The sequence below is a fragment of the Paenibacillus vortex V453 genome, from assembly GCF_000193415.1.
GTDB lineage: Bacteria > Bacillota > Bacilli > Paenibacillales > Paenibacillaceae > Paenibacillus_AQ > Paenibacillus_AQ glucanolyticus.
Genome location: NZ_ADHJ01000006.1, coordinates 94,310 through 118,371 on the forward strand (window position 1 = coordinate 94,310; position 24,062 = coordinate 118,371).

The window sequence follows — 24,062 nt, forward strand, 5'->3', positions numbered from 1 at the left end:
CTCCCCAAGGGTTGTTAAGTATAATCGGAAAAAATATTTGTAACGCCTTGAAAAAAAGCATTGAATTGTAAGCGCTTGTATGGTAACTTATGTACATAAAAACGTTTTTATTGCAAAGGAAGAATAGTTATATGGGTAAGGTAACGATTAAGGATGTGGCAAGAGAAGCCGGAGTCTCTATTTCAACGGTTTCAAATGCTTTGAATGATGTAGATGTATTGAACCCGGAGACCAAATCACATGTGCTGAAGGTGGCGGAGCGACTAAACTATGTACCGAACCTGAACGGGAAGCTGTTGAAGTCGGGGAAGACCAATATGCTGGGCTTCTTTACAACAAGCGTGTCAGGGCCTTACTTCTACACACTGGTTGAGTCGATGTCACGTGAATGTGACCGTCTGGGTTATGGATTGAACGTGTTTGTTACGAAGGATAAGCAGGTCATTATGAGCAATATAATGGGCGGCCGAGTGGATGGCGTCATTATCTTTGAAGAGCTGAAGATCGACGATAAAGACATCGCCGCCATGGAGAAAGACAAGATTAAGGCTGTATTCCTGGACCGTGAGGTTCAGAACGAGACGATGGGCAGCATCATATTCGACTCTTACGTAGCCGGTTATGAGGCAACCAAATACCTGATCAGCCTGGGTCATAAGAAAATTGCGTATATATCCGGCGTGGATACGATGTTTGACAGCGTTCAGCGGAAAGAGGGATATTTGGCTGCACTGCGAGAGTGCCAGTTCCCGATCGATGGCGACTACATACTGCAAGGTTATTTTGAGGAGGAAGGCTCCTATTCTGCTGTAAAGTCGCTTCTTCATCTCCATCCCGGCAAAGTGCCGGATGCTTTCCTTGCCGGTAACGACGTGAGTGCCATTGGCTGCATCAAGGCGCTGAAGTCCCTTGGTTACGAGGTTCCGCAGGATATCAGCGTTGTGGGCTTTGATGATATCGATATCGCGCAGTATTTTACCCCGCCTCTCTCGACCGTACGCAATCAGATTGCCAGACAAGGCATTCTGGTCGTGGATCATCTGGTTCGCATGATTCAGAAGAAAGAGAAGGGCAAGATTCAGAAACTGCCGGGGGAACTGGTCGTTCGCGGTTCCAGTCACGTGAAGATGAATCGGAACGAATCGGTTTAAGTGAAGAAACGGAATTTTTTGTATCTGTTTTTTTAAAATGATCATCATGTCATGGTGATTTTTTCGCCAAAAATAAAAACGTTTTTATTAGCGCTGATTTATCTTATCGATTTTATGATCAAAGGAGGCTAAGCAGGTGAGCAAAACAGCTGCAGTTCAGTCAACTGGCACGGGTACGGTTCAGCCAACCGGGAAGAAGCCGATGGGGCAGAGGATCAAGGAATTCTTCATTGATTTCAGGCGGCAATGGGAGCTTCAGTCGATGATTATTCCCGGCGTTATTTTTATGTTTATTTTTTGCTACATTCCGATTTACGGTTTGACAATTGCTTTTAAAAATTACACCGTGATCGATACGCTGGATTCTGCTCCATGGGTTGGCTTCGATAATTTCAAAATTATTTTATCGGATAAGTATTTTTGGGACTCCGTGGTCAATACGCTGGGCATCAGCTTCCTGAAGCTGGCGATCGGTTTTGTCATTCCGATTATTCTGGCCATTATGATTTACGAGGTGGGCATGGGGCGATTCAAGAAATTCGTCCAAACGATCTCCTATTTGCCTCACTTCTTGTCCTGGATCGTATTGGGCGGCATGCTCATTACCTGGTTCTCGACATCCGGCCTATTCAATGAAATTTTGCTGAGTCTCGGTTTAATCTCGCAGCCGCAAAATATTTTGCTCGACCCGAGCAAGTATTGGTGGATCGCAACTTTATCGGATATTTGGAAGGAAGCCGGGTGGGGAACGATTCTGTACTTGGCGATCATGGCTAAGATTGATCCGACCTATTACGAGGCTGCCAAAATTGATGGGGCGAGTCGGCTGAGACAAATCTGGAACATCACCCTGCCGAACATGAAGATGATTATTAGCTTGAATTTGATCCTTACTGTAAGCGGTTTATTGGGATCGAATCTGGATCAAACCCTGGTGCTCATGAATTCGCAGAACCGGGAAAAGGCCGAAGTCATTAACTCGTACGTATACCGGATGGGTATGACGCAAGGCGATTTCTCATATGCCACCGCCGTTGGTTTGGGTGTATCCATCATATCTGTCATTCTGCTCGTTACGGCTAACAAGGTGACCAGTAAATTGAATGATAATCAATCCGTTCTATAGGTCATGCAGAGGGAGGTATTACGGTGAATTTGAAAGCAGCAAAAGGGGATCTCGACAGCAAGATCTTTGATACGATCAATATCATTTTACTGGTTACGTTTACCATCATCATTGTCGTTCCGCTGTGGAACGTGGTTGTTTCATCCTTCAGCTCGGGCAGGTCCCTGGCCGAGGGCGGGTTCATCTTCTGGCCTACGGAATTCTCGCTTGAGAATTATCAGGCCGTGTTCAGGGATGCCAACATATGGAATGCCTTTTTTATCTCGGTTGCCAAGACCGTCATCGGGGTCATCACGCACGTGTTCTTCTGTGCCATGGTGGGTTATGGCTTGAGCAAAAAATACGTCCGCGGCCGTAAATTCTATGTGTCGATGGGTGTCGTCACCATGTTTTTCTCGGGCGGCATGATTCCGACGTACTTGTTGATGAAGGACTTGGGGCTGCTAAACAGCTTCTGGGTTTATATCATTCCCGCTCTGTTGAGTTTTTACGATGTTATTATTCTGATGAACTTCTTCCGCAACGTACCGGATTCGCTGGAGGAATCGGCGAAGATCGACGGCGGGGGCGACTGGAGAATTTTCCTGAGCATCTTCATTCCTCTCTCCATGCCAGCGATGGCGACAATTGCGTTGTTTAACGGGGTCGGGCAGTGGAATGATTTCATGACCACCAAATTGTACATCACGGATCAGTCGCTATATCCATTACAGATGATGCTGTATGAGATTATTGTGCAGTCCCAGACCCAATCGATGCAAAATATCGGTTCGGTTGCGATCCAGACGACCACCAAAGGGGTCCAACTAGCAACAATTGTCGTGACAACGCTGCCAATTGTTGTGATGTATCCAATATTACAGAGATATTTTATCTCCGGCATGATGCTGGGGGCAGTTAAAGAGTAGAGCTGCTGCTCTTAGGGGAGTGGAACAGAAGCAAACCTGTACAGGCTAGGGTCTGGTAAGAAAGCGCTTTAATTTAAAGGGAGGGTTACAGGATGTTGAAGAACAAAGCTTTGGGTAAGAAAGGACTCACGCTGATCACCGCATTGATGGCTGTTGTATTGATTGTAAGCGGATGCGGCGGATCAGGCGGCAATTCCGGCTCCAAGAAGGAAAACTGGGTTTCGATCGAGGATCGCTATACACCGGACGCAGAGACCCCTGCTTGGCAGCTGGATAAAAAAGAGGAGACAACGGAGCTCACTTGGTATGTGAATGCAGACTGGTGGAACACAGACTTTGGCAAGGACGTTGTAACTAAAAAAATCAAGGAAGATCTGAACATCAACATCAAATTCATCACGGGTGACGATACCAAGCTGAATACGTTTTTTGCAGGCGGAGAAATGCCGGATCTGATCACAACGTTTGACTCCAACTCCCCGGTTGTCCAGAAGGCGGCCACATGGGCGCTGCCGTTAAATGATCTTGCCGAGAAATATGATCCTTATTTCAATAAAGTAGCAGCACAGGATACGATCAACTGGTTTCAGTTGAAGGACGGCAAAACGTACGGATATCCGAACTATTCCAATACGCAGGAGGATTATGACAGCGGTAACATTCCTGCCAAAACGGCATTTATCATCCGCAAGGACGTATATGAGGCTATAGGGAAGCCGGCTATGGGAACGCCGGAAGAATTCCGGGCTGCTCTCGCGGACATCAAGAAGCAGTTCCCTGCTCTGATTCCACTGGGCTTTAACTCCATCGGTGAAGGCACCGGCTCGCTTGGCGACGTGCTGCAGGATTTCATCGGCGTGCCGCTCGAAGACGAGAACGGCGGTTTCTATAACCGTAACCTGGATGAAGACTATCTGACTTGGGTGAAGGCATTCAATACCGTATATCGTGACGGAGCGATCAGCGATGACAGCTTTGCCGATGACGGAACAGCTTTTGAAGAGAAGGTCAAAGCAGGCAAATACGCAACGATGATGCTGGACGGCACGCCGCAGCAGGGTGGTAACCTGCAGAGCTTCTACAGCAACAACAAAGGCAGTGAGTACATCGCGATTGACGGACCGCAAAGCACGGTCGGACATGCGCCGACCCTGAACCAATCCGGTATCACCGGCTGGATGATCAGCTTTATTACCAAAGAGAATGCAGATCCTGCCAAATCCATTCAGCTCTTCACGTATTTGTTAAGCGAAGAAGGACAAATGCTGATGAACTATGGGATTGAAGGCGAGACCTATCAGGTGAATGCAGATGGAACAGTAGAGTTCCTTCCTGAGGTGAAGGATCTTCAGATGAACAATTCGGATACGTTCAAGAAGGACTACCGTATGGGCGAATTCATGTTCTTCGGTCATGACCGCCACAAAGCGCTGAGCGGGGATGCATTCCCGGATGCCATCAAGCAGATGCAGGAATGGGGCAAAGGGAAGCTCGTACCGCACTTTATTTTGGAGAATATCAACCCGGACCAAGGAACACCGGAAGCACGCTCCCTGACGGCCATCAATACGAAATGGAACTCAACTCTCGTCAGTATGATCCGTTCGAAGGATGATGCAGCATTCGATAGCCTTTTGAACGAATACAAAAAGTTCCTGGACGATAACAACTGGGATAAAATCACCGAAGTCCGCAACGAGAAGATGAAAGCGAACAAAGAAAAGCTGGGGCTGAAATAAGTAAATCTCTTGCTGGGAGAGCTCCTTTCTTGATAGGAAGGGGCTTTCTCTATGTCAGCGGTTCAGAGTAAAGCCATGGGATAGGAAATATAAACAGAACACTGGAGGGAAACAACATGTCGAACATCACAATCCACCAGTCAAACGGTGAAGAGCAATTATTCGTTAAGAAAACCAAGGAGCAGCTGGCGCCCGTATCCCCGGAGGCACAGCAGCACACAATTGTTATCGATGAGGAGCAGACGTTTCAGGAGATGGATGGCTTTGGAGCGTCCTTTACGGATTCCGCTGCTTATCTGATTCATCAAGTGCTGGAGACCGAGCAGCGTTCGGAGCTCATGACACAATTGTTCGATGCCAACGAAGGGATCGGTCTGTCGGTACTGCGGCAACCGATGGGCGCGTCTGATTACGCTCGGGATTTCTATAGTTATAATGATCTGCCGGAAGGTCAATCCGATGAGGAACTGAAGCAGTTCTCCATCGCACACGATGAGGATGATATGATTCCACTGCTGCAGGAAGCGCTGCGATTGAATCCGGATGTGAAGCTGATGGGCTCGCCTTGGAGTCCCCCAGGCTGGATGAAGACGAGCGGCTCGATGATTGGCGGAGAGCTGAAGCCGGAATATTATTCGGTGTATGCAAATTATTTTGTGCGCTATATTCAGGGATATGCTTCACACGGTCTCCCGATTTATGCCGTTACCCCCCAAAATGAGGCACTGTATTCACCCGGGCACTATCCGGGCATGATCATGCTGCCTGAAGCGCAAAGCGAATTCATCAAGAATCACTTGAAGCCGCAATTCGTGAAGAACCGGATCAACACAAAAATCCTCTGTTATGATCATAACTGGGATAAGCCGGATTACCCGATGACGGTGTTCGAGCAAGCGGAAGATGCAGTGGATGGTGTTGCCTGGCACTGGTATGGCGGCAAGCCGTCGGCCCAATCGGACGTATTCGAAGCTTTCCCTGGCAAAGAGGTGCATTTTACGGAAGGGTCGGGCGGGGAGTGGATTCCGCCGTTTGAGCAGGCCTTCTCCAATGTGATGCGGACGGGTATTGAGATTCTGCGCAATCATAGTAAGTCCTATGTGCTGTGGAATATGGCCTTGGACGAGAAGAATGGTCCTACCGTACCTGGCTTTGGCAAAAGCACCTGCCGCGGCATCGTGACCGTTAATCAGCAGACAAAGGAGCTAACGTATACGCTGGACTATTATGCGCTGGCACATTTCAGCAAATGTGTCCGTCCGAAAGCGCTGCGTGTTGCTTCCACCAGCAATGATCTGATCCGCTCTGTTGCCTTCAAGAATACGGATGGTTCAATCGCAGCCGTATTGTTCAACGACAGCGAGGCACCAGAGAGCGTGGCGATCCAGCTGCGCGGGGAAGAGGCATTGCAGCTGGAGATGCCGGCCAAGAGCGCTCTGACTGTCATGCTGGCGAACAGCTAGTGAACGAACAGAGTCGAGATTAGCGGTCGGCTCCATATTCGTACGGAACTATAAAAACAGCCGCCGGGATGTCCTCGGCAGCCTAGGAGCCTGGAACCTTGTGTTCCAGGCTTTTTTGTGATGAGCATGAACTTATTTTAACAAAAAGAAAAATACAGAAAAAAGAAGCAGGGTGCCTAATAGGATCAGCGTGGCTTTATGCTGGTTCGTATTGCGGAGGTACTTCCATTCCATATACGCGCGAAGGGCCAGAGCAATAATCAGGGAGACGAGAAACATCCGCTGAATAGCTGCCGCCGTGATTATGTCCAAGAAGCTGATGATTGCAATTCCGATAATCACGATGAAGAAGATCACGCTTCCGCGGAAATAATATGAGGCTCCGGCGGTATCGTACATTTTTTTGAACTTGCTTTCTTCTTTGTCAACGATAATGAAGTTCAATAACGTTTGCATGACGCCGAGGACCGCACCTACAAAGATGATAAACACCCATTATTCCTCCTCACCGATCATTGTAGCCTGTAAGTCCGAACACATAAGACTCCAGTAAACCCTTCAGTTGATTGAATGACTCGGGTCTTGCGCTGTATTTATATTTTTCGTTTGGCATTTTGAAATGCATTCGCAAGAGCCCCGCGGTTTTGAGCAGGGACAGGTGATAGTGGAGATTGCTCTTGGAGAGCTTGGTCTTCTGCTGCAATTCGGTAAATGTGACCGGTCCGTTAGCCAAAATGTGCAGCAGCGTCAGCCTCTTCTCGTCAGCCAATCCCTTGGTCATGCGCAGCAGCTGATTGGTTGGTGTATCCTCGTCAATCTGCTCATCGTCTACGGCATAGCTAACGATGAGTTGATTGCTCACAAAGTCCAGCCGGTTCAGCGGCTTGATGTGATAGGTGGGGATGAGAAGCAGGCCGTTGTATTCGTCTGAGGAATCCAGCACAATGCCGCTCGTTGCTTCATCAATCAGATCGATGTATGAAAGTTGTGGCTTCAATTGTTCCATACGTGCGGCGGAGCGCCCCAGTAATTCATGAATCTCAGGCGGGATGGTATAGGCCTGTTGCCACTCTAACATGATCTCATGGCTAAGGTCACGGAACGTTTTAAGCCCCATGGGTATTCCATCCTCAAGATAAGGCGCCAAGAGCTCATACAACTGACCTTCGCCTAAGCTTTTGAACCAGCTGAGAAACCGCTCGACGTTGTCTTTTTCCGGGCTGTCGACAATGATCAGATGCAGATAAGCAATGGTTTCGTACAGGTTCAGCTCTTCCAGCTTCTTATTAAAAGATGCAGGCAGCTTCTTCTCAATTTCCTTCCTCCATTTATTGCCGAGATCGTGCAGTTGATTTTTATTGTCTGTATATGCGAACAAGCTGGTTACCAGCTCGTGAACAGGCGAATAGTCAATTCTGATTAAGGTCATGGTCATTCTCCTTCAAGGGCTCATCTATCCGTTTTTAGGATACCACAACCTGGGAAAAATAAATATTGAACTTATTATTGGTTTGTATATAATTGAACTAAATTAATTAGTTCAAAAAAATATGAACTTATGGGCAGGGAAAGGAGAGAGGTGGGGATGAACAATTGATTTGTTGTGGATTACCTCATACGGCAGCAGCAGATGGAGCGGGATCAGGAGGCTGGAGAGGCTTGGAAATACAGGCAAGTCCGGAGCTTGATCTCGATAACCCGACATGGGGTGCTTTATTCCTGACACTGCGGTCCACTTTCGTCCAGTCGGACACAGGTTCCATTATTCGCTGAAATCCACTCTATTTTCCTATCCACTCGGACACAGGTTCCGTTATTCGCTAAAAACCACTCTATTTTCCTGTCCACTCGGACACAGGTTCCGTTAATGTGCCAGAATCGAGGATTAATTATCGAAAATCCTGAAATAACGGATCTCTTGTCCTCATAATGTTACAAACCAACAGAAAACAGCAAAATAGCGGAACCACGGTCCTCAAAGACCGGCCAATCAACTCCTGAACTACGCCATGTAAGGCCATTTCGACCGATCAGTAAGTGGGCCTGAGTTCAACCTTAAAGGGGTGATAAGGAAGAATGGATCAACCTATGACGAAATGGAGCTGATATCGATGGACTTTCTTTCTAGGGATCGTTTAAGCGAATGCACCATGCAGACACCTCCGGAATTGGCTATTGGTAGTGAGGATCCAGGCGATGCTCTGCTGTCCGCTGTGCTTGCATTGCCTGAAACCTTGAGACAGCCGATGTATTTGTATTACTATGAGAAATTCAACACCTTGGAAATAGCGGAAGTCCTTCAGATTGAGCCTGTCAATGTACGGAATCGCATGAGCAGAGCCCGCAAGAAACTGAATATTATGCTGGGCAAGAAAGTGGGGGCGCTGCGGGACGGTAGACGAAAGTAAGAAAGGCCTCGCCTCCTTCCTCTTGACTTCTTGAGTTAGGATCGGGTATTATCTCCAATAACTTGAATAAATCAAGCAAAAGCAATGAAGAGAAAGAGTACCTTGGCGACGTCTTTGAACAGAGAGCCCCGGCTGGTGAAAAGGGGTAAGGAAAGAACCTTGGGAACATGGTCTCTGAGCTGTGCACCGAAACCCGTAAGCGGGTTGTAGGCTGTGCCGGAACCCGCATCCGTTAACATGCTAGGGTATACCCGCGATGATTCGCGCCGTACCCGAAGAGGTGAGTGCCGCGAGGCATGAATGAAATTGGGTGGTACCACGTGAGCGACAAGCTCTCGTCCCTTTGGGATGAGGGCTTTTTTTTGTTGTCCATAAAAAGGAGGATGAACGATATGACAAACATTTTTATCGGCGGTGCCTGGCCTTATGCCAACGGTTCCTTACATTTGGGGAGGCTCGCAAGCTTACTGCCCGGTGACGTGTTAGCGCGTTATTTCCGCGCAAAGGGAGAGCAGGTGTTGTATGTGTCCGGCAGCGATTGCCATGGTACGCCGGTGGCGGTGCAGGCGATTCAAGAGGGGGTAACGCCTCGGGATATTGCGGATCGGTATCATGGAGAGTTTGCGAAATGCTTCGAACAGCTGGGTTTTTCCTACGATTTGTATACGCGAACCGACCAGGAATTTCATCATGGCGTGGTTCAGGAGCTGTTTCTGAAGCTGCTGGATAACGGCTATCTGTATCGGAAAACGATCCAGCAGACGTATTGCGAGACCGATCGGCGGTTTCTGCCGGACCGTTATGTGGAAGGAGACTGTCCGGTATGCGGCAGCAGGGCTCGCGGTGACCAGTGCGACGTCTGTTCAACCCTACTGGATCCGTCGGATCTGAGTAACAGAGCCTGCAAAATCTGCGGCAACCCGCCAGTAGAACGGCCAACCGAGCATTATTATGTTTCGCTGTCGCATTTTCAAGCAGAGCTCACCGATGACCTGAATAACGCCAAGGGCTGGCGGGAGAATGCGATCCAGCTGACGCGAAGATATCTGGAGGAAGGGCTTGTGGACCGGGCGGCGACGAGGGATCTCACTTGGGGAGTGGATGTACCCGTCCCTGGCTTCGAGGATAAGAAAATCTATGTATGGATTGAGGCGGTGAGCGGCTATCTATCCGCCAGCAAGCAGTGGGCCGCGGAAACGGGCGGCGATTGGGAGTCCTTTTGGCTGAAAGAGAGGGAGGATATAACAGCTTATTATGTTCATGGGAAAGACAATATCCCGTTTCACACATTGATCTGGCCAGCGCTGCTTAAGGGTGCCGGAGGACTGCATGTGCCGGATCGGATCATTTCTTGTGAGTACATGACGCTGGAAGGGAAGAAGTTCTCGACCAGTCGGAACTGGGCGATCTGGGTACCGGATTTGCTAAGTCGCTATCAGCCGGATTCGATCCGCTACTTCCTCATTGCGAACGGTCCCGAGAAGCGGGATACCGATTTTTCCTGGCGGGAGTTCATTCATAGCCATAATGGCGAGCTGCTTGGAGCTTTTGGGAATCTCGTGAATCGAACTTTGGTGTTTGTGAACAAATCGTTTGACGGGAAGGTACCCGAAGGGCGCATAACTGAAGAGTGGCAGAGACGTATGGAGTCATTGTACCGGGAGGCCGGAACGCTCATCGAAGAGGGGCGATTGAAGGAGGCGCTGGAATTAATTTTTAGTACGGTACGTCATGCGAACAAATATTTTGATGAGCGCAAGCCATGGATTCAGGTCAAGGAGGATCGCGAAGCTTGCGGGGATACCCTCTTCACCTGTGTTCAGATCATCGCTAACCTGACGAATCTGCTGCAGCCGTTTATCCCGTTTTCCTGTGACAAAATAAGAGGCTTTCTCTCGTTGAAGCCAGCAGCGTGGAATTGGTGCAATGTTCCGGCTGGCGAGCGCCTTCATCACGTGGAGCTCTTGTTTGAACGTATCGATACAAGCCGGATTGAGGAGGAGACCCGCAGGCTGGAGGGGTTGTCCTTCTGAGGGGGCGGAAGGGTTCCGCCTCCTTAAATCTTGAAGGAAGGTTGAGGCAGATGGAGTTGGGAGAGCGGGTGCTGAATCCGTTGAGTGTGTGCTTCGTACGGAGAGTCCTAGGGATTATGTGCTTAGTATGATGACTTTAGGGTATTTTGTGTTCCGTGCGATGACTTGGGGGATTTATGTACTTTGTAACTTTGTAGGATGACCCTTGGGGGTTTGTACTCTGTATGATGACCTTAGGATTTATATACTCTGCAATGACCCTAGTGGTTAGATGTGCTCTGTACGATCGCCCTAAGAGCTAATGTGCTCTTTATGAGGACCTTAGGGTTTATCTGCTCTGTATGACTTAGGGTGTATGTGCTCTGTACAATGCCTTATGGGTTATGTACTTTCTACGAGACCCTAGGTGTTAATGCATCTTGCGCCAAGACCTTGGGGAAAAACAGGGCTTCATCAAGGGAGCACGGGTATCATTTACGATCAAGTATGGATTGGCCGTTTTTAGAGGACCGTGGTTCCGCTATTTAGTTGTTTTTTGCTGATTTGTAACGATATGAGGACAAGAGATCCGTTATTTCACAATTTTCGGGGTACTTATCCGTGATTTGAGCAAATAACGGAACCTGAGTCCGAGTGGACACGCAAATAGAGTGGTTTTGAGCAAATAACGGAACCTGTGTCCGAATGGACTCGCAAATAGAGTGGTTTTGAGCGAATAACGGCTCCTGTGTCCGAATGGACACGAAATAGCCTTGTTAACTTAACCTCAATCATCCACGGATTCAGCAGGCGAAGCGGTCCTAGCCTGAACAGCTACATACGATAATTAGTTGTTTTCCAGGAAATTCTCACGAATTTCTAATTACAGAGTTTCTACACCATAGATGGAACCTTATATGGGGACTTGACGGGGAACGCAGACAATGGATAATGATGAAGGATGTATTTTTAGAGTCCATATAGAGCAAAACGATAACAAACAAGGACAACATACGAGGAGTGCACGAATGACAGAGAGAATTTGGTGGAAAGAGGCCGTAGCGTATCAGATCTACCCTCGAAGTTTTATGGACAGCAATGGCGATGGCATCGGAGATTTGCAAGGTATTATATCGAAGCTGGATTACTTGAAGGAGCTCGGCATCGATGTCATCTGGATTTGCCCGATATACAAATCGCCGAACGACGATAACGGATACGACATTTCCGATTATCAGGACATCATGGAGGAGTTTGGAACAATTCAGGATTTTGATCAGCTGCTCCAAGAGGTTCATAATCGGGGCATGAAACTGATCATGGACCTGGTGATCAACCATACCTCCGATGAGCATCCATGGTTTGTCGAATCGCGTTCGAGCAAGAGCAATCCCAAGCGTGATTATTATATATGGACGGATGCCAAGAACGGCGAGGAGCCGAACAACTGGGAGAGCATCTTCGGTGGTTCCGTGTGGGAATATGATGAACCGACGGAACAGTACTACATGCACATTTTCTCCCGCAAACAGCCGGACCTGAATTGGGAAAATCCGAACGTGCGCCGGGAACTGTACGATATGATCAACTGGTGGCTGGATAAAGGTATCGATGGCTTCCGGATTGATGCGATTTCCCACATCAAGAAGGTACCGGGATTCCCCGATATGCCAAATAAATACAAGCTGAGATATGTGCCTTCCATGGACGGACATATGAACCGGGAAGGCATTCATATGTTCCTGAACGAGCTGAAGCAAGAAACGTTTGATCGGTATGACATTATGACGGTGGGCGAAGCGAACGGCGTCAGCGTTCAGGATGCGGATCTGTGGGTAGGAGAGTCCAGCGGCAAATTTAACATGATTTTTCAATTTGAGCACATGGGACTTTGGAGTAAGAGTGTTACCGGGGGCGTAGACATTTATGCGCTTAAGAAAACCCTGACCCGCTGGCAAAAGGGCCTTGAAGGCGTAGGCTGGAACGCTCTCTTCATGGAGAATCACGACCAGCCGCGGTCGGTATCTACATGGGGCAATGACGGTGCGTATTGGGATGCATCCGCCAAGTCGCTGGCTACGATGTATTTCTTCATGCAGGGGACTCCGTTTATCTATCAAGGCCAGGAAATCGGAATGACAAACGTGCAGTTTGAATCCATTGAGGACTACAATGATGTGGCAATCAAGAATCTGTACCGCATCGAATCCGAGAACGGCAAGAGTCATGACGAGATCATGAGGATCATCTGGAAGAATGGACGGGATAATTCCCGAACACCGATGCAGTGGAATGACGGGGAGCAGGCAGGATTCACGAGCGGCACCCCGTGGCTGAAGGTAAATCCGAATTACAAGGAGATCCATGTCGAGAAGGCACGGAAAGATCCGAATTCCATCTATCACTACTATAAAAAAATGATTGAAATTCGCAAGGCGCATCCTGCATTGGTATACGGCTCCTATGAGCTTCTGTTGAAGAATCATAAGCGGATTTATGCGTACACCCGAACGCTGGAAGACGAGCAATTGCTGATCATCACGAACCTGACGGCAGATGAAACGGTATTCCATCTGTCGAAGGATATCAAGTATCGTGAATTCGAGCTGTTGATTTCCAACATGGAGGTCGGCAAGGAGAAGAGCGTCCGCACGCTGCCGCTGAAGCCGTATGAAGCGAGGGTTTATCGGTTGAAACGCTAGTTACAGAAGAGGAGCCCCAGCGGGAATGCTGCGGGCTCCTCTTAGTTCATCCATCGGTATACGTTAGTTTACTTCACCGGATTAGCTGTCTGTTTCATGAATCCAAGCCGTCAATATGGCGTCAAAAAGCTCAGGCTCCTCGAACATCGGATTATGGCCGCTTTTTTCAAAAATGACCTTCTTCACGTTCTCTTGCGACCCGTCGGCAGTATCCCATAGCGATACGGGGCCGACCAGGTAGTCGTAACGCCCAAGACCGAGGAATACCGGCTTGGTGAAGCCTTTCAGTGATTCGATCAGATTGAGCTGCGCGAAAGCCTCTCCCCATAAGTGATCCATAACGGGCATGTTCGTGAAAACTCCATCCCACATCGATGCCGCATCAAAGGCATAGTTATAGAAGCTGTGGGCTCCCATCCGGATGCACATATGAACAAAGCGCCGCTCGGGCTCCCTCTGAATATCACCTTCCAGCAGGGCCATATCACCTTCAAACTGCCGCTTCCGGGCAGGACTTGCCGTCTCGTTGAAGCCATACAAACTCTGCTGCTGTCGTTCCAGGCTGTTGGTCGGCGCAGCATTCAGCAGAATGACCTTCCGGACAGACTCCGGATATTGGGCGGCATACTCCAAGGCCATGAAGGCGTGCCCCGAATGCCCTAATATGATAAAATCCTCCAGTCCCAGCGTTTGTCTTGCCGTTTCGATATCATCCAGAACCTGATCCAGTGTATAGTCTTCCGGTTCCAGTGCTCGAGGGGGCTTCACAAATCCTCTGTGATCCAGGAAAATCAATTGAAATTGGGTATAGTAGCAACTCCGAAAATAAGCGGGGATAGTAAATGCTGCTTCCCACCACCAATATGGGCATGCCCCTTCCATGAATGGAAACACTCAAAGCAAATCCGTCGCTCATGATCGTACGCTGTGTGTGCATGTGTATCGTCCTCTTTTCTTATTTTGTTTAATCGCAACATCCCCTTTCCTGTTCGGATTCCATTACATTCTCCATAGAACGTTCCAACATTCTATATCACCTCGATTAGCGTTCGTTCAAGTCAGTATATCACAGGCGCGTAAAGCCGGTTTGCGGGAGCTTACTACATTACTACAGACTGGGAAAAAGGGGGTGCGAAACCGATCTCCTGCGTTTCTTTTATTCAGCAATGTCACCGATCGTCAGGATGAGCTCAGGATAATCCGCGTCAATCGCCTTCTTCCGCTCCATGATGTGGTTCATTTCAAAGGCGGAGCCGAATAATTCGGGCTCGGGTTTGAAAGTCACACTGGTGCCAGTGTCTTGAGTCAAACCAACTGTCAAAAGTCCGGTTTGTGGAATGCCGTGGCGGTACTCTTGCCGATACACCTTGCCGTCGCGACGAATCTCTACGGCCAGCCGCTGAGAGAGGGCATTGACGACGGCGATACTGATGCCTTTTTCCGCGCCAGGGACGAGGAAGTGTGCGCTTGAATTCAAGCGGTGGACATCGGTCAGAATCGATTGGACGGCAGGAATGCTGGAATTCGGAAGGGCCTGCACGGGAATGCCTCTGCCATTATCGGTCACCGTTACGCTGCCATCCCCATGCAGGAAGATGCCAATCTGATTGCCGTACCCGTTCGTATGCTCCAATATCGAATTCTCCACCACCGCCCAGAGCAGCTGATGAATATCGAAATTCTGCGAGGTTCCGAAATACATCCCCGCATGATTGCGGGTTTCCGTCATTTCCAGATAATCGCTCGTATCAAGAAGATCGCCCGCCGCAGACAGCAGCAGCAGGAACGGCAGGCTCCGGTGCTTGGGCAGAGCGTAGCGTCCACCGTGCTCTTGCACGAGTAAATCCGCGCCGAGAAGCGCCTTGAGGTGATGATACAGCTGGCCGGTCGTCCCCATGTTCAAGCGTTCCACCAGCTCGGAGCCGGTCAAGGGCTCTGTCATGACGGCCTTTAAAATATCGAGGCGCTGCTTATTGCCCAGGGCTGCGAGGATTTTGGCTGCCTTCTCGGTGTTCATGTCCAGCAATTGCTCCATTCGGCGTTCCTGGGGCTCCCACCGGAGTCCATCGCCGTTCAGGTGCACCTGTCCGGAGTAAAAGACGGAGCCGGGTACATGGTTCGAGTCATGTATGTTGGGTGCTGAAGTGATTTCTTGGGGCTGCTGGTTTGATGCGGAAGCTGGTTTTCGTTCCACCAGAGCTTGGTATACAAGCTGCTGCAGCTCCGCCATTTGTTTCTGTAAGACATCCATTTCATGGAGCAGGTCGCGTGTCATAGGAGTCATCAACCTCACTTATCGTAAATTTATGTTATTACGTAATTATTATATTACGTAATAACATAAATGTAAATCCACTTTAAGGAAATTTCCATTCGTATGAGTGAAAGGAAAGATCGTTCGGGGTTTTGGGAAGGGCAAATGCTTCTGCTGGGGGGAACTGTAACCAGTAGTAAAGTCTGGATAGAATACGTTGTTCTGATTCCCATATACAAAACAAAGACCACGCTTGCCATATGGGGGCGTGGTCTTAAATTATATAGAAATTCTAGGTCGGCTCTGGGCCTCCTGTCACTTCGGGATTGGCCTCCAGAATCCCCTCCGTGATGTTCCAAAGCGTGGGTAGGAAGCGAATGACTTCGTCTGCCCGTCTTTTGCAGGTCTGCCGTGGAGGTAATGCCAAGATCCGCAAGTATGGCGTCAAAGGCCGGGGCGTATTCCCGTTGAAACTCAGGAGGTCCATCAGCTTCCAAAATGTTGTGGCAGCGTGCAAAGGTGGCGACCATCCAGAAAACAGCCTCTCGATGGCTGCCGTTCAGGATCAGCTCGCGGCTGCCTTCAATGGCAATCGGTCTTGCATCCGCGGTAATATCGCTGCTGAAGAAGAAAGGCGTCTTCGCAATCGCGGCAGCGGCGTCGAAGGTTCGGGACAATCCATTGAGATGATGCATCGCTTGCTCGGCCGTCATGTCCTTACAGCCCAGCAGTCTTAACAACTCTTCGTAGATTTCCTCTCGGCCGTATTCCTTAAGCACACCGCGGGCTGCCGCATAACGCAGTCTGACGGTTGGGTTCCGAAGAGCGGCAACCAGCAGCAAGTGGGTCGTAACGCCGGTAGGGAAGAGCCAGGAGGTAACCTGTCTATGCCAGGAGGCAGAAGGATCGATGGATCTGAGCCCGGTAATGATGCGTTCTCGCACATTCTCGCAGCGGCGGCTGACCCAGATCCGGTCCGCAAAATGCCGGGAAACCTCTGTCTGCAGCTTGCGGAGCTGACCGGTCGGATCGGACATCAGGGTGTCTACCCGAAAGCTGCCGGCCAGATGATAGGACGTTAATACCTGCTCGGGCGAGGACAGGTCCCGCCAGGAAAGATAGGTGGCCTCAATCAAGGCGTCCTGGTAGACAAACTTTCCGAGCTTGAGAGGGGGTTCTGCGTCTTCAGTGACAACGACAACGTCGATGTCAGAGGACGGGGCTATCTCAACATCATCCGGCTTCCCTACGGTGGAGCCGCTAAAATAGGCACCCATAAAGCCGGGCTCCCTGCTAGCATGCTGCAAGACCCAATCGGTGGCTGCTGCTCGTGCTGATCCCACGTTCATGTCCTACTTCCTCCTCTACCTGCATGAGTATCTAAGTAAAATAACAAAAATATCCTATTCTTCATTACATTATATGGGCTTTAAATCTAGAGTACAACCGCATGAGGCTTGATGGCTCTCGTTGTGCCGAGGGATTGGCGGCATTAGGGAAGAAGGGAACATGGTACGGGTGGAGGGATTCGAGAAGGTTAGCGCTCATAAGCAGCATCGGTATATCCAACGTGAAATGCCAAAACGGACATTCCCATCATCGCTGAAGCTTCGGCGATGGAGAATGTCCGTTTTGATGTTTATTCTATTCATCCGCAATCACTAGCGTTGTACTGGTTTTTTTGAATTTTGGAATGAGGCTTGCATTGACGTTGGCATCTGTCACGATGGTATCAATTTTGTCGAGTGATGCGATAGAGATGGTAACGTCTTTGCCAAACTTGGTGCTGTCCGCCATAACAAACACCTCTTTGGACAGCTCGATCATTTTTTTACGAGTAATGGCTTCTTCCAGATTATAGTCGGAAATGCCTTTTTCGATGGTAATGCCGCTGCAGCAGATGAAGGCCTTCAGCACATTCAGCTCATGGAAGTTGAAAATGTATTCATACGCTACGACGGACTGTTCCTCGCGCCGGATTTTACCGCCAATCATAATCAGCTCTACATCGCTGTCCATCAGCTCAATCGCAACCGGAAGCGAATTCGTAACCACCGTCAGCTTCTTCTTATGCTTCACGTATTTGGCGATCTGATACGTGGTCGAGCCGCTGTCGATGTAGATACAATCGCCGTCATGGATGAATTCACTGCTTTTGCGGGCGATCCTGTCCTTCTCTTCCAGCTGGCTGACCATACGCTCATCCATGGAGGATTCGCCGAACCGGGACTCTACGAGTTTAACCCCGCCGTAAATCTTCTCAATCCGGCCTTGCTTGGTCAAAGTGTTCAGATCCCGGCGCAGTGTATCCACAGAGATATTCAGCTCTTCGGTTAGTTCCGTGATCTTTAATACTTTTCTAATCGTAAGCAGCTCTAGTATTTTCTTGTGCCTCTCCAGTGGAAACATTCGCCCTCACCCATTCAATTTGCATTAGTAGTTGACGCTCGCTTTCAAGTCTAGTTTACTCATTCGTGCCTCCATATTCAATAGATTTACCCATATTATTCGTAAGTTAGGCATGTGATACAGTTAAATATAGTCAACAATTAGTATTAATTTATGAATGATATATGCATAATTTACTTACATTTAACAGTTTGCATGATTCTTGTTTACATATGGTTTTTATACTGAGGATGTGTTCAAGGAGGTGAGCCGATTGTTGAAGCTTCAGCATATAAGCAAACAATTCGACGATAAAGTGGTTTTGGATGACATCAGCGTAGAAATCGGTACAGGTGAGATTGTGTCACTGCTTGGTCCGAGCGGCAGCGGAAAGACCACATTACTGAATATCATTTTGGGACTCACCCGGATGGACCAGGGAAGCATCGTGTTCCATGATCAGGATCTGAGCAGCGTACCGATGAAGAAGCGGGGCTTTAATATTGTTTTTCAGGATTATGCCTTATTCCCGAATTTGAATGCCTACGACAATATTGTATACGGGCTGCGCAATAAGAAGGGAACTGTGAGTGAGCAGGAGGTACAGGAATACATCGACTTTCTGGAGCTGCAGCCCCACTTGAAGAAGAGGATCAGCGAGCTGTCAGGGGGTCAGAAGCAGAGGGTGGCCCTGGCAAGAACACTTGTCACCAAGCCGAAAATTCTGCTGCTCGACGAACCGCTCAGTGCGCTGGATGGCGTCATTAAGGAGTCGATCAAGCAGCGTATCCAGTCGATTGCCAGAGAATTCAAACTCACCACGATCATTGTGACGCATGATCCGGAGGAGGCGCTGACGCTGTCCGATAAAATCCTGATTATTAACCAAGGGAAAATCGCCCAGTTCGGTACGCCACAGGAGATTGTTCATCATCCCCAGGATGATTTTGTGAAGCAGTTCATCATCAAGCAGCTGCATATCAAAAGGCAGAATATTTACAATCTGTTCGGTGAGCATTATGCCTAATGTGAAGCCGGAAATGCGGGTAATCTTCACCGTCATTCTGATCTTGTTCGCTGCGTTTCTGTTCCTGCCGTTGCTTATATTGCTGGTTCGTTCCTTCGAGTCCGATCAGGGGTTTACCCTCGGTCACTATATGTCACTTGGCTCGAACCGGGAATTGATGACAGCGATCGGCAACAGTGTGAAGGTATCGGCGTTAACGGCGCTGATCACAACCATCCTGGGATTTATGCTGGCGTACTCCATTCATTGCACGAGGATATATCAGCCCCTCAAAGGGGTGTTAAAAACCGTCATCATCGTCCCGATGCTGCTTCCGACGATTACGTATGGGTTCGCCATTATGTATTCGTTTGGTAACCAGGGATTGATCACCCGGCTTGCCGGGCGCAATTTGTTCGAAATCTACGGATTGAACGGATTACTCATCGGCTATGTCGTATACACGCTGCCTCCCGTATTCCTGCTGATCCATAACGCTTTTCAATACATTGATAAAAAGTTCATCATCGTATCCAAGTTAATGGGGGACGGAACGATGAGAAGTTTCATGAACACCATTCTGCGCCCTCTCGCGGGTGCGCTGGGCGGAGCTTTTGTACTTTCCTTTATTTTAAGTTTTACGGATTTCGGGATACCGGCTTCCGTTGGCGGTACCTATCCCGTCGTGGCAACGCAGCTGTATCAGGTGATGCTGGGCTCCATTCCGGACTTCAACCAAGGCGCTGTTATTGCGGTTCTGATGCTGATACCGGCCGTGTTCGGCATCTGGCTGCTGAATTATCTGGAGAAATGGAATTTTCACTATGACAAGCTGTCGGATATCGAACTGCCGCGGCACCGAGTGCGGGATATCGCATTCGGAGTTATTTCATCGGTGATCGTGCTTGGGATGCTCTCTATTTTTGCCGTGATGTTCATTGCACCATGGCTGAGCAGTTATCCCTATGACCTGACGTTTACGTTCAAGCATGTACGGGACGTGTTTCAATCGAGCGATTTGACGGGGGTATATCGCAACTCGCTCTGGGTCGCCCTCCTGACGGCTCTGTTCGGAACCCTGATGGCATACGGATCGGCATTGCTCAATGTCCGCACCTCGTTAAAAGCCCGATCGGCGGTAGATATGGTATCGATGATTACCAATACGGTACCCGGCATGGTGCTGGGGATCTCCTACCTGCTCCTCTTTAATGGAAGCAGCCTGAAGGGCACGTTTGTCATTATTGTCTTATGCAATATCGTGCATTTCTTTACGACGCCGTACTTAATGGCCAAGAACTCTCTGTCCAAAATGAATCCATCCTGGGAGACTACCGGGGAGCTGCTGGGCGACAGCTGGTTCAAGACCGTATATCGGGTGATCCTGCCGAACTCGGCCTCAACCGTCATCGAGATGTTTGGCTACTATTTCATCAACGCTATGGTGACGGTCAGCGGGATTATCTTTCTCGTATCGGCCCAGACGTCGCTTGTTGCCAGCAAGATCAAAGAGCTGCAGCATTTCGCCAAGTTTAATGAAATCTTCGTGCTGTCGATGCTGATCTTCTTCACGAATCTGATCATCAAGCTGGTGTGCGACGCATGGCAGCGGAGGACTTCCGTTCGACGCTGAGCTATTGCTGCAAGGGATGCATGTCCGCTGCGACGCCGGATCGTACTTCCGATCGCTGTTGTCTTCAGATTTCTCTGATTGAATGAATCAACTGCAGAAATCCGAGGCGAACGCATACGCTTCTCCAGTACGATTCCGTCCTCTTTCGCTGGGTGACAGCACGAAGCACGAAGCAAGAAGTACCGTGCCCAGAAGCATCATCTGCAATTCAATCAAAGATATGCGCAAGCGAGTTAGACCCATCTTTTCACTTGATTTCTAAATATAACAACACAACAAGGAGTGGAGTTACTCATGATCAAAACGTTAAAAGGAATGCTGCTGTCATTAATCGCCATCAGCATGGTGTTTGCACTGGCTGCCTGCGGCAGCGGCAGCGCGGGGGAAGCGAAGAAGGTGGTCATCTACACGAACGGGGATGAAGAAGCCGTCGCCGCAATGGAAACCTCGTTGAAGAACGCGGGATATGACGGACAATATCTCGTGCAATCACTAGGCACTTCAGAGCTGGGAGGCAAGCTCATGGCCGAAGGGAACAAAATCGAGGCCGACTTGATCACAATGAGCTCGTACTTTATCGAAAGCTCACAGAGCGAGCATTCCATGTTCAAGAACCTGGCTTTTGATACAGGGGCCGTTGACTCCTATCCGGCCTATTACACGCCGATTCTGGCGAATACCGGGTCCATCTTCGTCAATACGGAAGTGTTGAAGGAAAAAGGCTTGCCGATGCCAACCTCCATCACCGACCTGACCAAACCGGAATTCAGCGGACTCGTATCGATTCCGAACATCATGGATTCCTCCACCGGCTGGCTGCTGGTTCAGGCGATTATCAGCCAATACGGTGAAGACGCAGGCCGGCAGGTGCTCCATGATCTGATTGCCAATGTTGGACCGCATCTGGAAAGCTCTGGCTCGGGTCCGATCAAGAAGGTGCAGGCCGGCGAAGTGGCAGCCGGGTTTGGACTCCGGCATCAGGCTGTAGCGGCCAAAGCAGCCGGTGCACCGATTGATTACGTGGATCCGGTTGAAGGCAACTTCTCCCTGACCGAGTCGGTTGCGGTGGTGGACAAGGAGAATGCCACAACAGATTTGGCGATGAAAATGGCGGAAACCCTGATCAAGGACGCCAGAAAAGACCTGATTGTGAACTATCCGGTAGCCCTGTATGAGGGGGAGACTGTGGATGAGGTCAATAAACCAGCGTACGCCATGAAGTTCGAGAAACCATTGACGGTTGAGCTGTTGGAAGAGCACCAGCAATTTTTCAACGGATCTAAAGAATAGGCACCTTAGGAGCGATACGATATGAATAAATATAAACTTTTGACACCCGGCCCTTTGACGACAACCAGCTCGGTGAAGGAGGAGATGCTCCTTGACCGCTGTACATGGGATGACGAATATAAATCCATTACGCAAAAAATCAGATCACAGCTCCTGGCATTAGCCGGGGCGGATGCGGCACAATACACAGCTGTTCTGATGCAGGGAAGCGGAACGTTTGCCGTCGAATCCGTGATGACGTCAACCATATCGAAGGAAGATAAGGTGCTGATCGTGACCAACGGCGCCTATGGCGAGCGACTCGTGAAGATGGCGGAGTACATCGGACTGCATTACGCGGAATACAAGTTGAATTACAATGAACAACCAAGTGAGGATGAGCTGCGCTCGAGACTTCAAAAGGATCTGCGAATTACGCATATTGCAATGGTGCATTGCGAGACAACAACGGGGATACTGAACCCGCTGGAGATGGTATCCAGGCTGTCCAAGGAGTATGGGAAAACCCTTATTATCGATGCCATGAGCAGCTTTGGCGGAATGGAGATTGACGTTCAGGGTCTTGGCATCGATTACCTGATCAGCAGTGCGAATAAATGCATTCAAGGCGTCCCGGGATTTGGATTCGTCATCGCCAAGCTGGAGAAGCTTGCGTTATGCGAGGGGATTGCACGCAGCCTGTCGCTGGATCTGTACGATCAGTGGAAGGGCATGGACAAGGATGGCAAATGGCGCTATACCTCACCGACGCATGTGGTGGCGGCATTCTCCAAAGCGCTGGATGAGCTGGATGCAGAAGGCGGCGTATCCGCCAGATTCAGACGCTACCGGAATAACAATCGCCTGCTGCGGGAGAAATTGGCCCGGATCGGCATTCATGCCTATATAACCGAAGACAAGCAATCACCAATTATCACAACGTTTCTGTTCCCTGGTGAAGGGTTTAGCTTTGGGCAATTTTACGCTTATATCAAAGAAAGAGGCTATGTCATATACCCGGGCAAACTGACCGACGTGGATACCTTCCGCATCGGGAATATCGGGGAAATCTATGAACAGGACATCGAGGAGTTATGCCGCATTATCGAAGAATATAGGGGAGTGATGGCACAATGAACAGAATCGAAGGCGTTATATTGGACTGGGCCGGAACGGCCGTTGATTTTGGATGTTTTGCACCTGTGAATGTGTTTGTCGATATTTTCAAGAATGCGGGTATTGAAGTGACGATGGACGAAGCGAGAGCACCGATGGGCATGCTGAAGATCGATCATATCCGTGCCATGCTGTCGATGCCGAGAGTATCGGCTCTATGGGAAGCGAAGTATGGAGAAGCTTATCAAGAGCAGGATGTGCAGCGGTTGTATGCGGAGTTTGAGCCGGCCTTAATGGCTTCCTTATCCGAGTATACGGACCCGATTCCGGGTGTCATCGAGACGGTGGAAGCGTTGAAGTCACAAGGGCTGAAGATTGGCTCCACAACAGGCTATACAAGCAATATGATGGAGGTTGTTGTCTCGAATGCCCGGCAGAAGGGTTACAGTCCGGATGTCTATTTCACCCCGGATGACACACACTCGAAGGGAAGACCATACCCTTACATGATCTATCGGAATATGGAGTTTCTCCAATTGTCGGCTTCATGGAAAGTCGTTAAGGTGGGCGACACCGTCTCGGATGTAAAAGAGGGCGTGAACGCAGGCGTATGGTCGGTTGGAGTCGTCATCGGCAGCTCGGAAATGGGCCTGAGCCTGGACGAATTCCAGGCCTTGTCGGAATCGGAGCGGGAAGCTGCGATCGCGAAGGCCGAGCAGACGTTTATCCGGAACGGGGCGGACTTTACGATTCATACGATGTCCGAGCTCCCACAGCTCATCGAGAACATAAATGGAATGTTGTCCGAGGGAAAAAGACCGGGGATGCAACCATAAAGGAATGATAATAAAAGGGCCGCGTTCTCACGCGGCTTTTTCTGCTGTGTG

18 protein-coding genes and 1 pseudogene are annotated in these 24,062 nt (G+C 49.4%); 13 read left to right on the forward strand and 6 right to left on the reverse strand.

Annotation, left to right across the window (positions count from 1 at the left end; translation table 11 throughout):
* Positions 1-131: 131 nt before the first annotated feature.
* The 5 genes from PVOR_RS03035 to PVOR_RS03055 all read left to right on the forward strand — a co-directional run bounded on the left by PVOR_RS03035 (position 132) and on the right by PVOR_RS03055 (position 6,387).
* Positions 132-1,151: a LacI family DNA-binding transcriptional regulator gene (locus PVOR_RS03035; protein WP_006207600.1), complete on the forward strand. Its 1,020-nt coding sequence runs from the start codon at positions 132-134 to the stop codon at positions 1,149-1,151.
* Positions 1,152-1,287: 136 nt separating this feature from the next.
* Complete coding sequence (locus PVOR_RS03040) at positions 1,288-2,277, forward strand: ABC transporter permease (RefSeq protein WP_006207601.1); 990 nt, start codon at positions 1,288-1,290, stop codon at positions 2,275-2,277.
* A gap of 23 nt (positions 2,278-2,300) precedes the next feature.
* Positions 2,301-3,185 carry a carbohydrate ABC transporter permease gene (locus PVOR_RS03045; RefSeq protein WP_006207602.1) on the forward strand — a complete coding sequence of 295 codons (885 nt, stop codon included), beginning with the start codon at positions 2,301-2,303 and terminating at the stop codon, positions 3,183-3,185.
* Positions 3,186-3,277: 92 nt separating this feature from the next.
* Entirely contained in the window at positions 3,278-4,924 is a 1,647-nt protein-coding gene (locus PVOR_RS03050; protein WP_006207603.1) for a hypothetical protein, read from the forward strand.
* A gap of 116 nt (positions 4,925-5,040) precedes the next feature.
* Positions 5,041-6,387 (forward strand): glycoside hydrolase family 30 protein, encoded by a 1,347-nt coding sequence (locus tag PVOR_RS03055; protein WP_006207604.1) that lies wholly within the window; start codon positions 5,041-5,043, stop codon positions 6,385-6,387.
* 132 nt (positions 6,388-6,519) lie between these two features.
* Here the strand turns inward: PVOR_RS03055 and PVOR_RS03060 are convergent, their stop codons facing one another.
* Positions 6,520-6,879: a DUF4181 domain-containing protein gene (locus PVOR_RS03060; RefSeq protein WP_006207605.1), complete on the reverse strand. Its 360-nt coding sequence runs from the start codon at positions 6,877-6,879 to the stop codon at positions 6,520-6,522.
* A gap of 13 nt (positions 6,880-6,892) precedes the next feature.
* Positions 6,893-7,816, reverse strand: coding sequence for an ArsR/SmtB family transcription factor (locus PVOR_RS03065; RefSeq protein WP_006207606.1), 924 nt, complete (start codon positions 7,814-7,816; stop codon positions 6,893-6,895).
* 634 nt (positions 7,817-8,450) lie between these two features.
* On the opposite strand from PVOR_RS03065, the gene PVOR_RS03070 reads away from it, so the two are divergent.
* The 3 genes from PVOR_RS03070 (at position 8,451) to PVOR_RS03080 (ending at position 13,509) form a co-directional block, all read left to right on the forward strand.
* Positions 8,451-8,795 carry a sigma factor-like helix-turn-helix DNA-binding protein gene (locus tag PVOR_RS03070; protein WP_234972756.1) on the forward strand — a complete coding sequence of 115 codons (345 nt, stop codon included), beginning with the start codon at positions 8,451-8,453 and terminating at the stop codon, positions 8,793-8,795.
* Positions 8,796-9,091: 296 nt separating this feature from the next.
* Positions 9,092-10,828: a methionine--tRNA ligase gene (metG, locus tag PVOR_RS03075; RefSeq protein WP_083811656.1), complete on the forward strand. Its 1,737-nt coding sequence runs from the start codon at positions 9,092-9,094 to the stop codon at positions 10,826-10,828.
* Positions 10,829-11,835: 1,007 nt separating this feature from the next.
* Positions 11,836-13,509 carry a glycoside hydrolase family 13 protein gene (locus tag PVOR_RS03080; protein WP_006207611.1) on the forward strand — a complete coding sequence of 558 codons (1,674 nt, stop codon included), beginning with the start codon at positions 11,836-11,838 and terminating at the stop codon, positions 13,507-13,509.
* 81 nt (positions 13,510-13,590) lie between these two features.
* On the opposite strand, the pseudogene PVOR_RS03085 reads toward PVOR_RS03080, so the two are convergent.
* The 4 genes and pseudogenes from PVOR_RS03085 to PVOR_RS03100 all read right to left on the reverse strand — a co-directional run bounded on the left by PVOR_RS03085 (position 13,591) and on the right by PVOR_RS03100 (position 18,172).
* A pseudogene (locus tag PVOR_RS03085) lies at positions 13,591-14,446 on the reverse strand (alpha/beta fold hydrolase).
* 219 nt (positions 14,447-14,665) lie between these two features.
* Positions 14,666-15,784, reverse strand: coding sequence for an ATP-binding protein (locus tag PVOR_RS03090; RefSeq protein WP_006207613.1), 1,119 nt, complete (start codon positions 15,782-15,784; stop codon positions 14,666-14,668).
* 53 nt (positions 15,785-15,837) lie between these two features.
* Positions 15,838-17,112 (reverse strand): hypothetical protein, encoded by a 1,275-nt coding sequence (locus PVOR_RS03095; protein ID WP_006207614.1) that lies wholly within the window; start codon positions 17,110-17,112, stop codon positions 15,838-15,840.
* Between the two features lie 295 nt (positions 17,113-17,407).
* On the reverse strand, positions 17,408-18,172 hold the full coding sequence (locus PVOR_RS03100) for a DeoR/GlpR family DNA-binding transcription regulator (protein WP_006207615.1): 765 nt from the start codon (positions 18,170-18,172) through the stop codon (positions 17,408-17,410).
* Between the two features lie 253 nt (positions 18,173-18,425).
* On the opposite strand from PVOR_RS03100, the gene PVOR_RS03105 reads away from it, so the two are divergent.
* The 5 genes from PVOR_RS03105 (at position 18,426) to phnX (ending at position 24,011) form a co-directional block, all read left to right on the forward strand.
* Positions 18,426-19,178 (forward strand): ABC transporter ATP-binding protein, encoded by a 753-nt coding sequence (locus PVOR_RS03105; RefSeq protein WP_006207616.1) that lies wholly within the window; start codon positions 18,426-18,428, stop codon positions 19,176-19,178.
* A complete protein-coding gene (locus PVOR_RS03110; protein WP_006207617.1) occupies positions 19,171-20,790 on the forward strand; it encodes an ABC transporter permease subunit in 1,620 nt (539 codons plus the stop codon). The genes PVOR_RS03105 and PVOR_RS03110 overlap by 8 nt, the downstream gene beginning before the upstream one ends.
* A 294-nt stretch (positions 20,791-21,084) precedes the next feature.
* Positions 21,085-22,080, forward strand: coding sequence for an extracellular solute-binding protein (locus PVOR_RS03115; protein ID WP_006207618.1), 996 nt, complete (start codon positions 21,085-21,087; stop codon positions 22,078-22,080).
* A gap of 21 nt (positions 22,081-22,101) precedes the next feature.
* On the forward strand, positions 22,102-23,196 hold the full coding sequence (phnW, locus tag PVOR_RS03120; protein WP_006207619.1) for a 2-aminoethylphosphonate--pyruvate transaminase: 1,095 nt from the start codon (positions 22,102-22,104) through the stop codon (positions 23,194-23,196).
* A complete protein-coding gene (gene phnX, locus PVOR_RS03125) occupies positions 23,193-24,011 on the forward strand; it encodes a phosphonoacetaldehyde hydrolase (RefSeq protein ID WP_006207620.1) in 819 nt (272 codons plus the stop codon). The genes phnW and phnX overlap by 4 nt, the downstream gene beginning before the upstream one ends.
* Positions 24,012-24,062: the final 51 nt, after the last annotated feature.

Coding starts and splice junctions, on each gene's coding strand:
- PVOR_RS03100 (WP_006207615.1), bottom strand. CDS start 18,172: ATGTTTCCACTGGAGAGGCACAAGAAAATACTAGAGCTGCTTACGATT.
- PVOR_RS03065 (WP_006207606.1), bottom strand. CDS start 7,816: ATGACCTTAATCAGAATTGACTATTCGCCTGTTCACGAGCTGGTAACC.
- PVOR_RS03080 (WP_006207611.1), top strand. CDS start 11,836: ATGACAGAGAGAATTTGGTGGAAAGAGGCCGTAGCGTATCAGATCTAC.
- PVOR_RS03050 (WP_006207603.1), top strand. CDS start 3,278: ATGTTGAAGAACAAAGCTTTGGGTAAGAAAGGACTCACGCTGATCACC.
- phnW (WP_006207619.1), top strand. CDS start 22,102: ATGAATAAATATAAACTTTTGACACCCGGCCCTTTGACGACAACCAGC.
- PVOR_RS03110 (WP_006207617.1), top strand. CDS start 19,171: ATGCCTAATGTGAAGCCGGAAATGCGGGTAATCTTCACCGTCATTCTG.
- phnX (WP_006207620.1), top strand. CDS start 23,193: ATGAACAGAATCGAAGGCGTTATATTGGACTGGGCCGGAACGGCCGTT.
- PVOR_RS03095 (WP_006207614.1), bottom strand. CDS start 17,112: ATGAACGTGGGATCAGCACGAGCAGCAGCCACCGATTGGGTCTTGCAG.
- PVOR_RS03055 (WP_006207604.1), top strand. CDS start 5,041: ATGTCGAACATCACAATCCACCAGTCAAACGGTGAAGAGCAATTATTC.
- PVOR_RS03035 (WP_006207600.1), top strand. CDS start 132: ATGGGTAAGGTAACGATTAAGGATGTGGCAAGAGAAGCCGGAGTCTCT.
- PVOR_RS03115 (WP_006207618.1), top strand. CDS start 21,085: ATGATCAAAACGTTAAAAGGAATGCTGCTGTCATTAATCGCCATCAGC.
- PVOR_RS03090 (WP_006207613.1), bottom strand. CDS start 15,784: ATGACACGCGACCTGCTCCATGAAATGGATGTCTTACAGAAACAAATG.
- metG (WP_083811656.1), top strand. CDS start 9,092: ATGAATGAAATTGGGTGGTACCACGTGAGCGACAAGCTCTCGTCCCTT.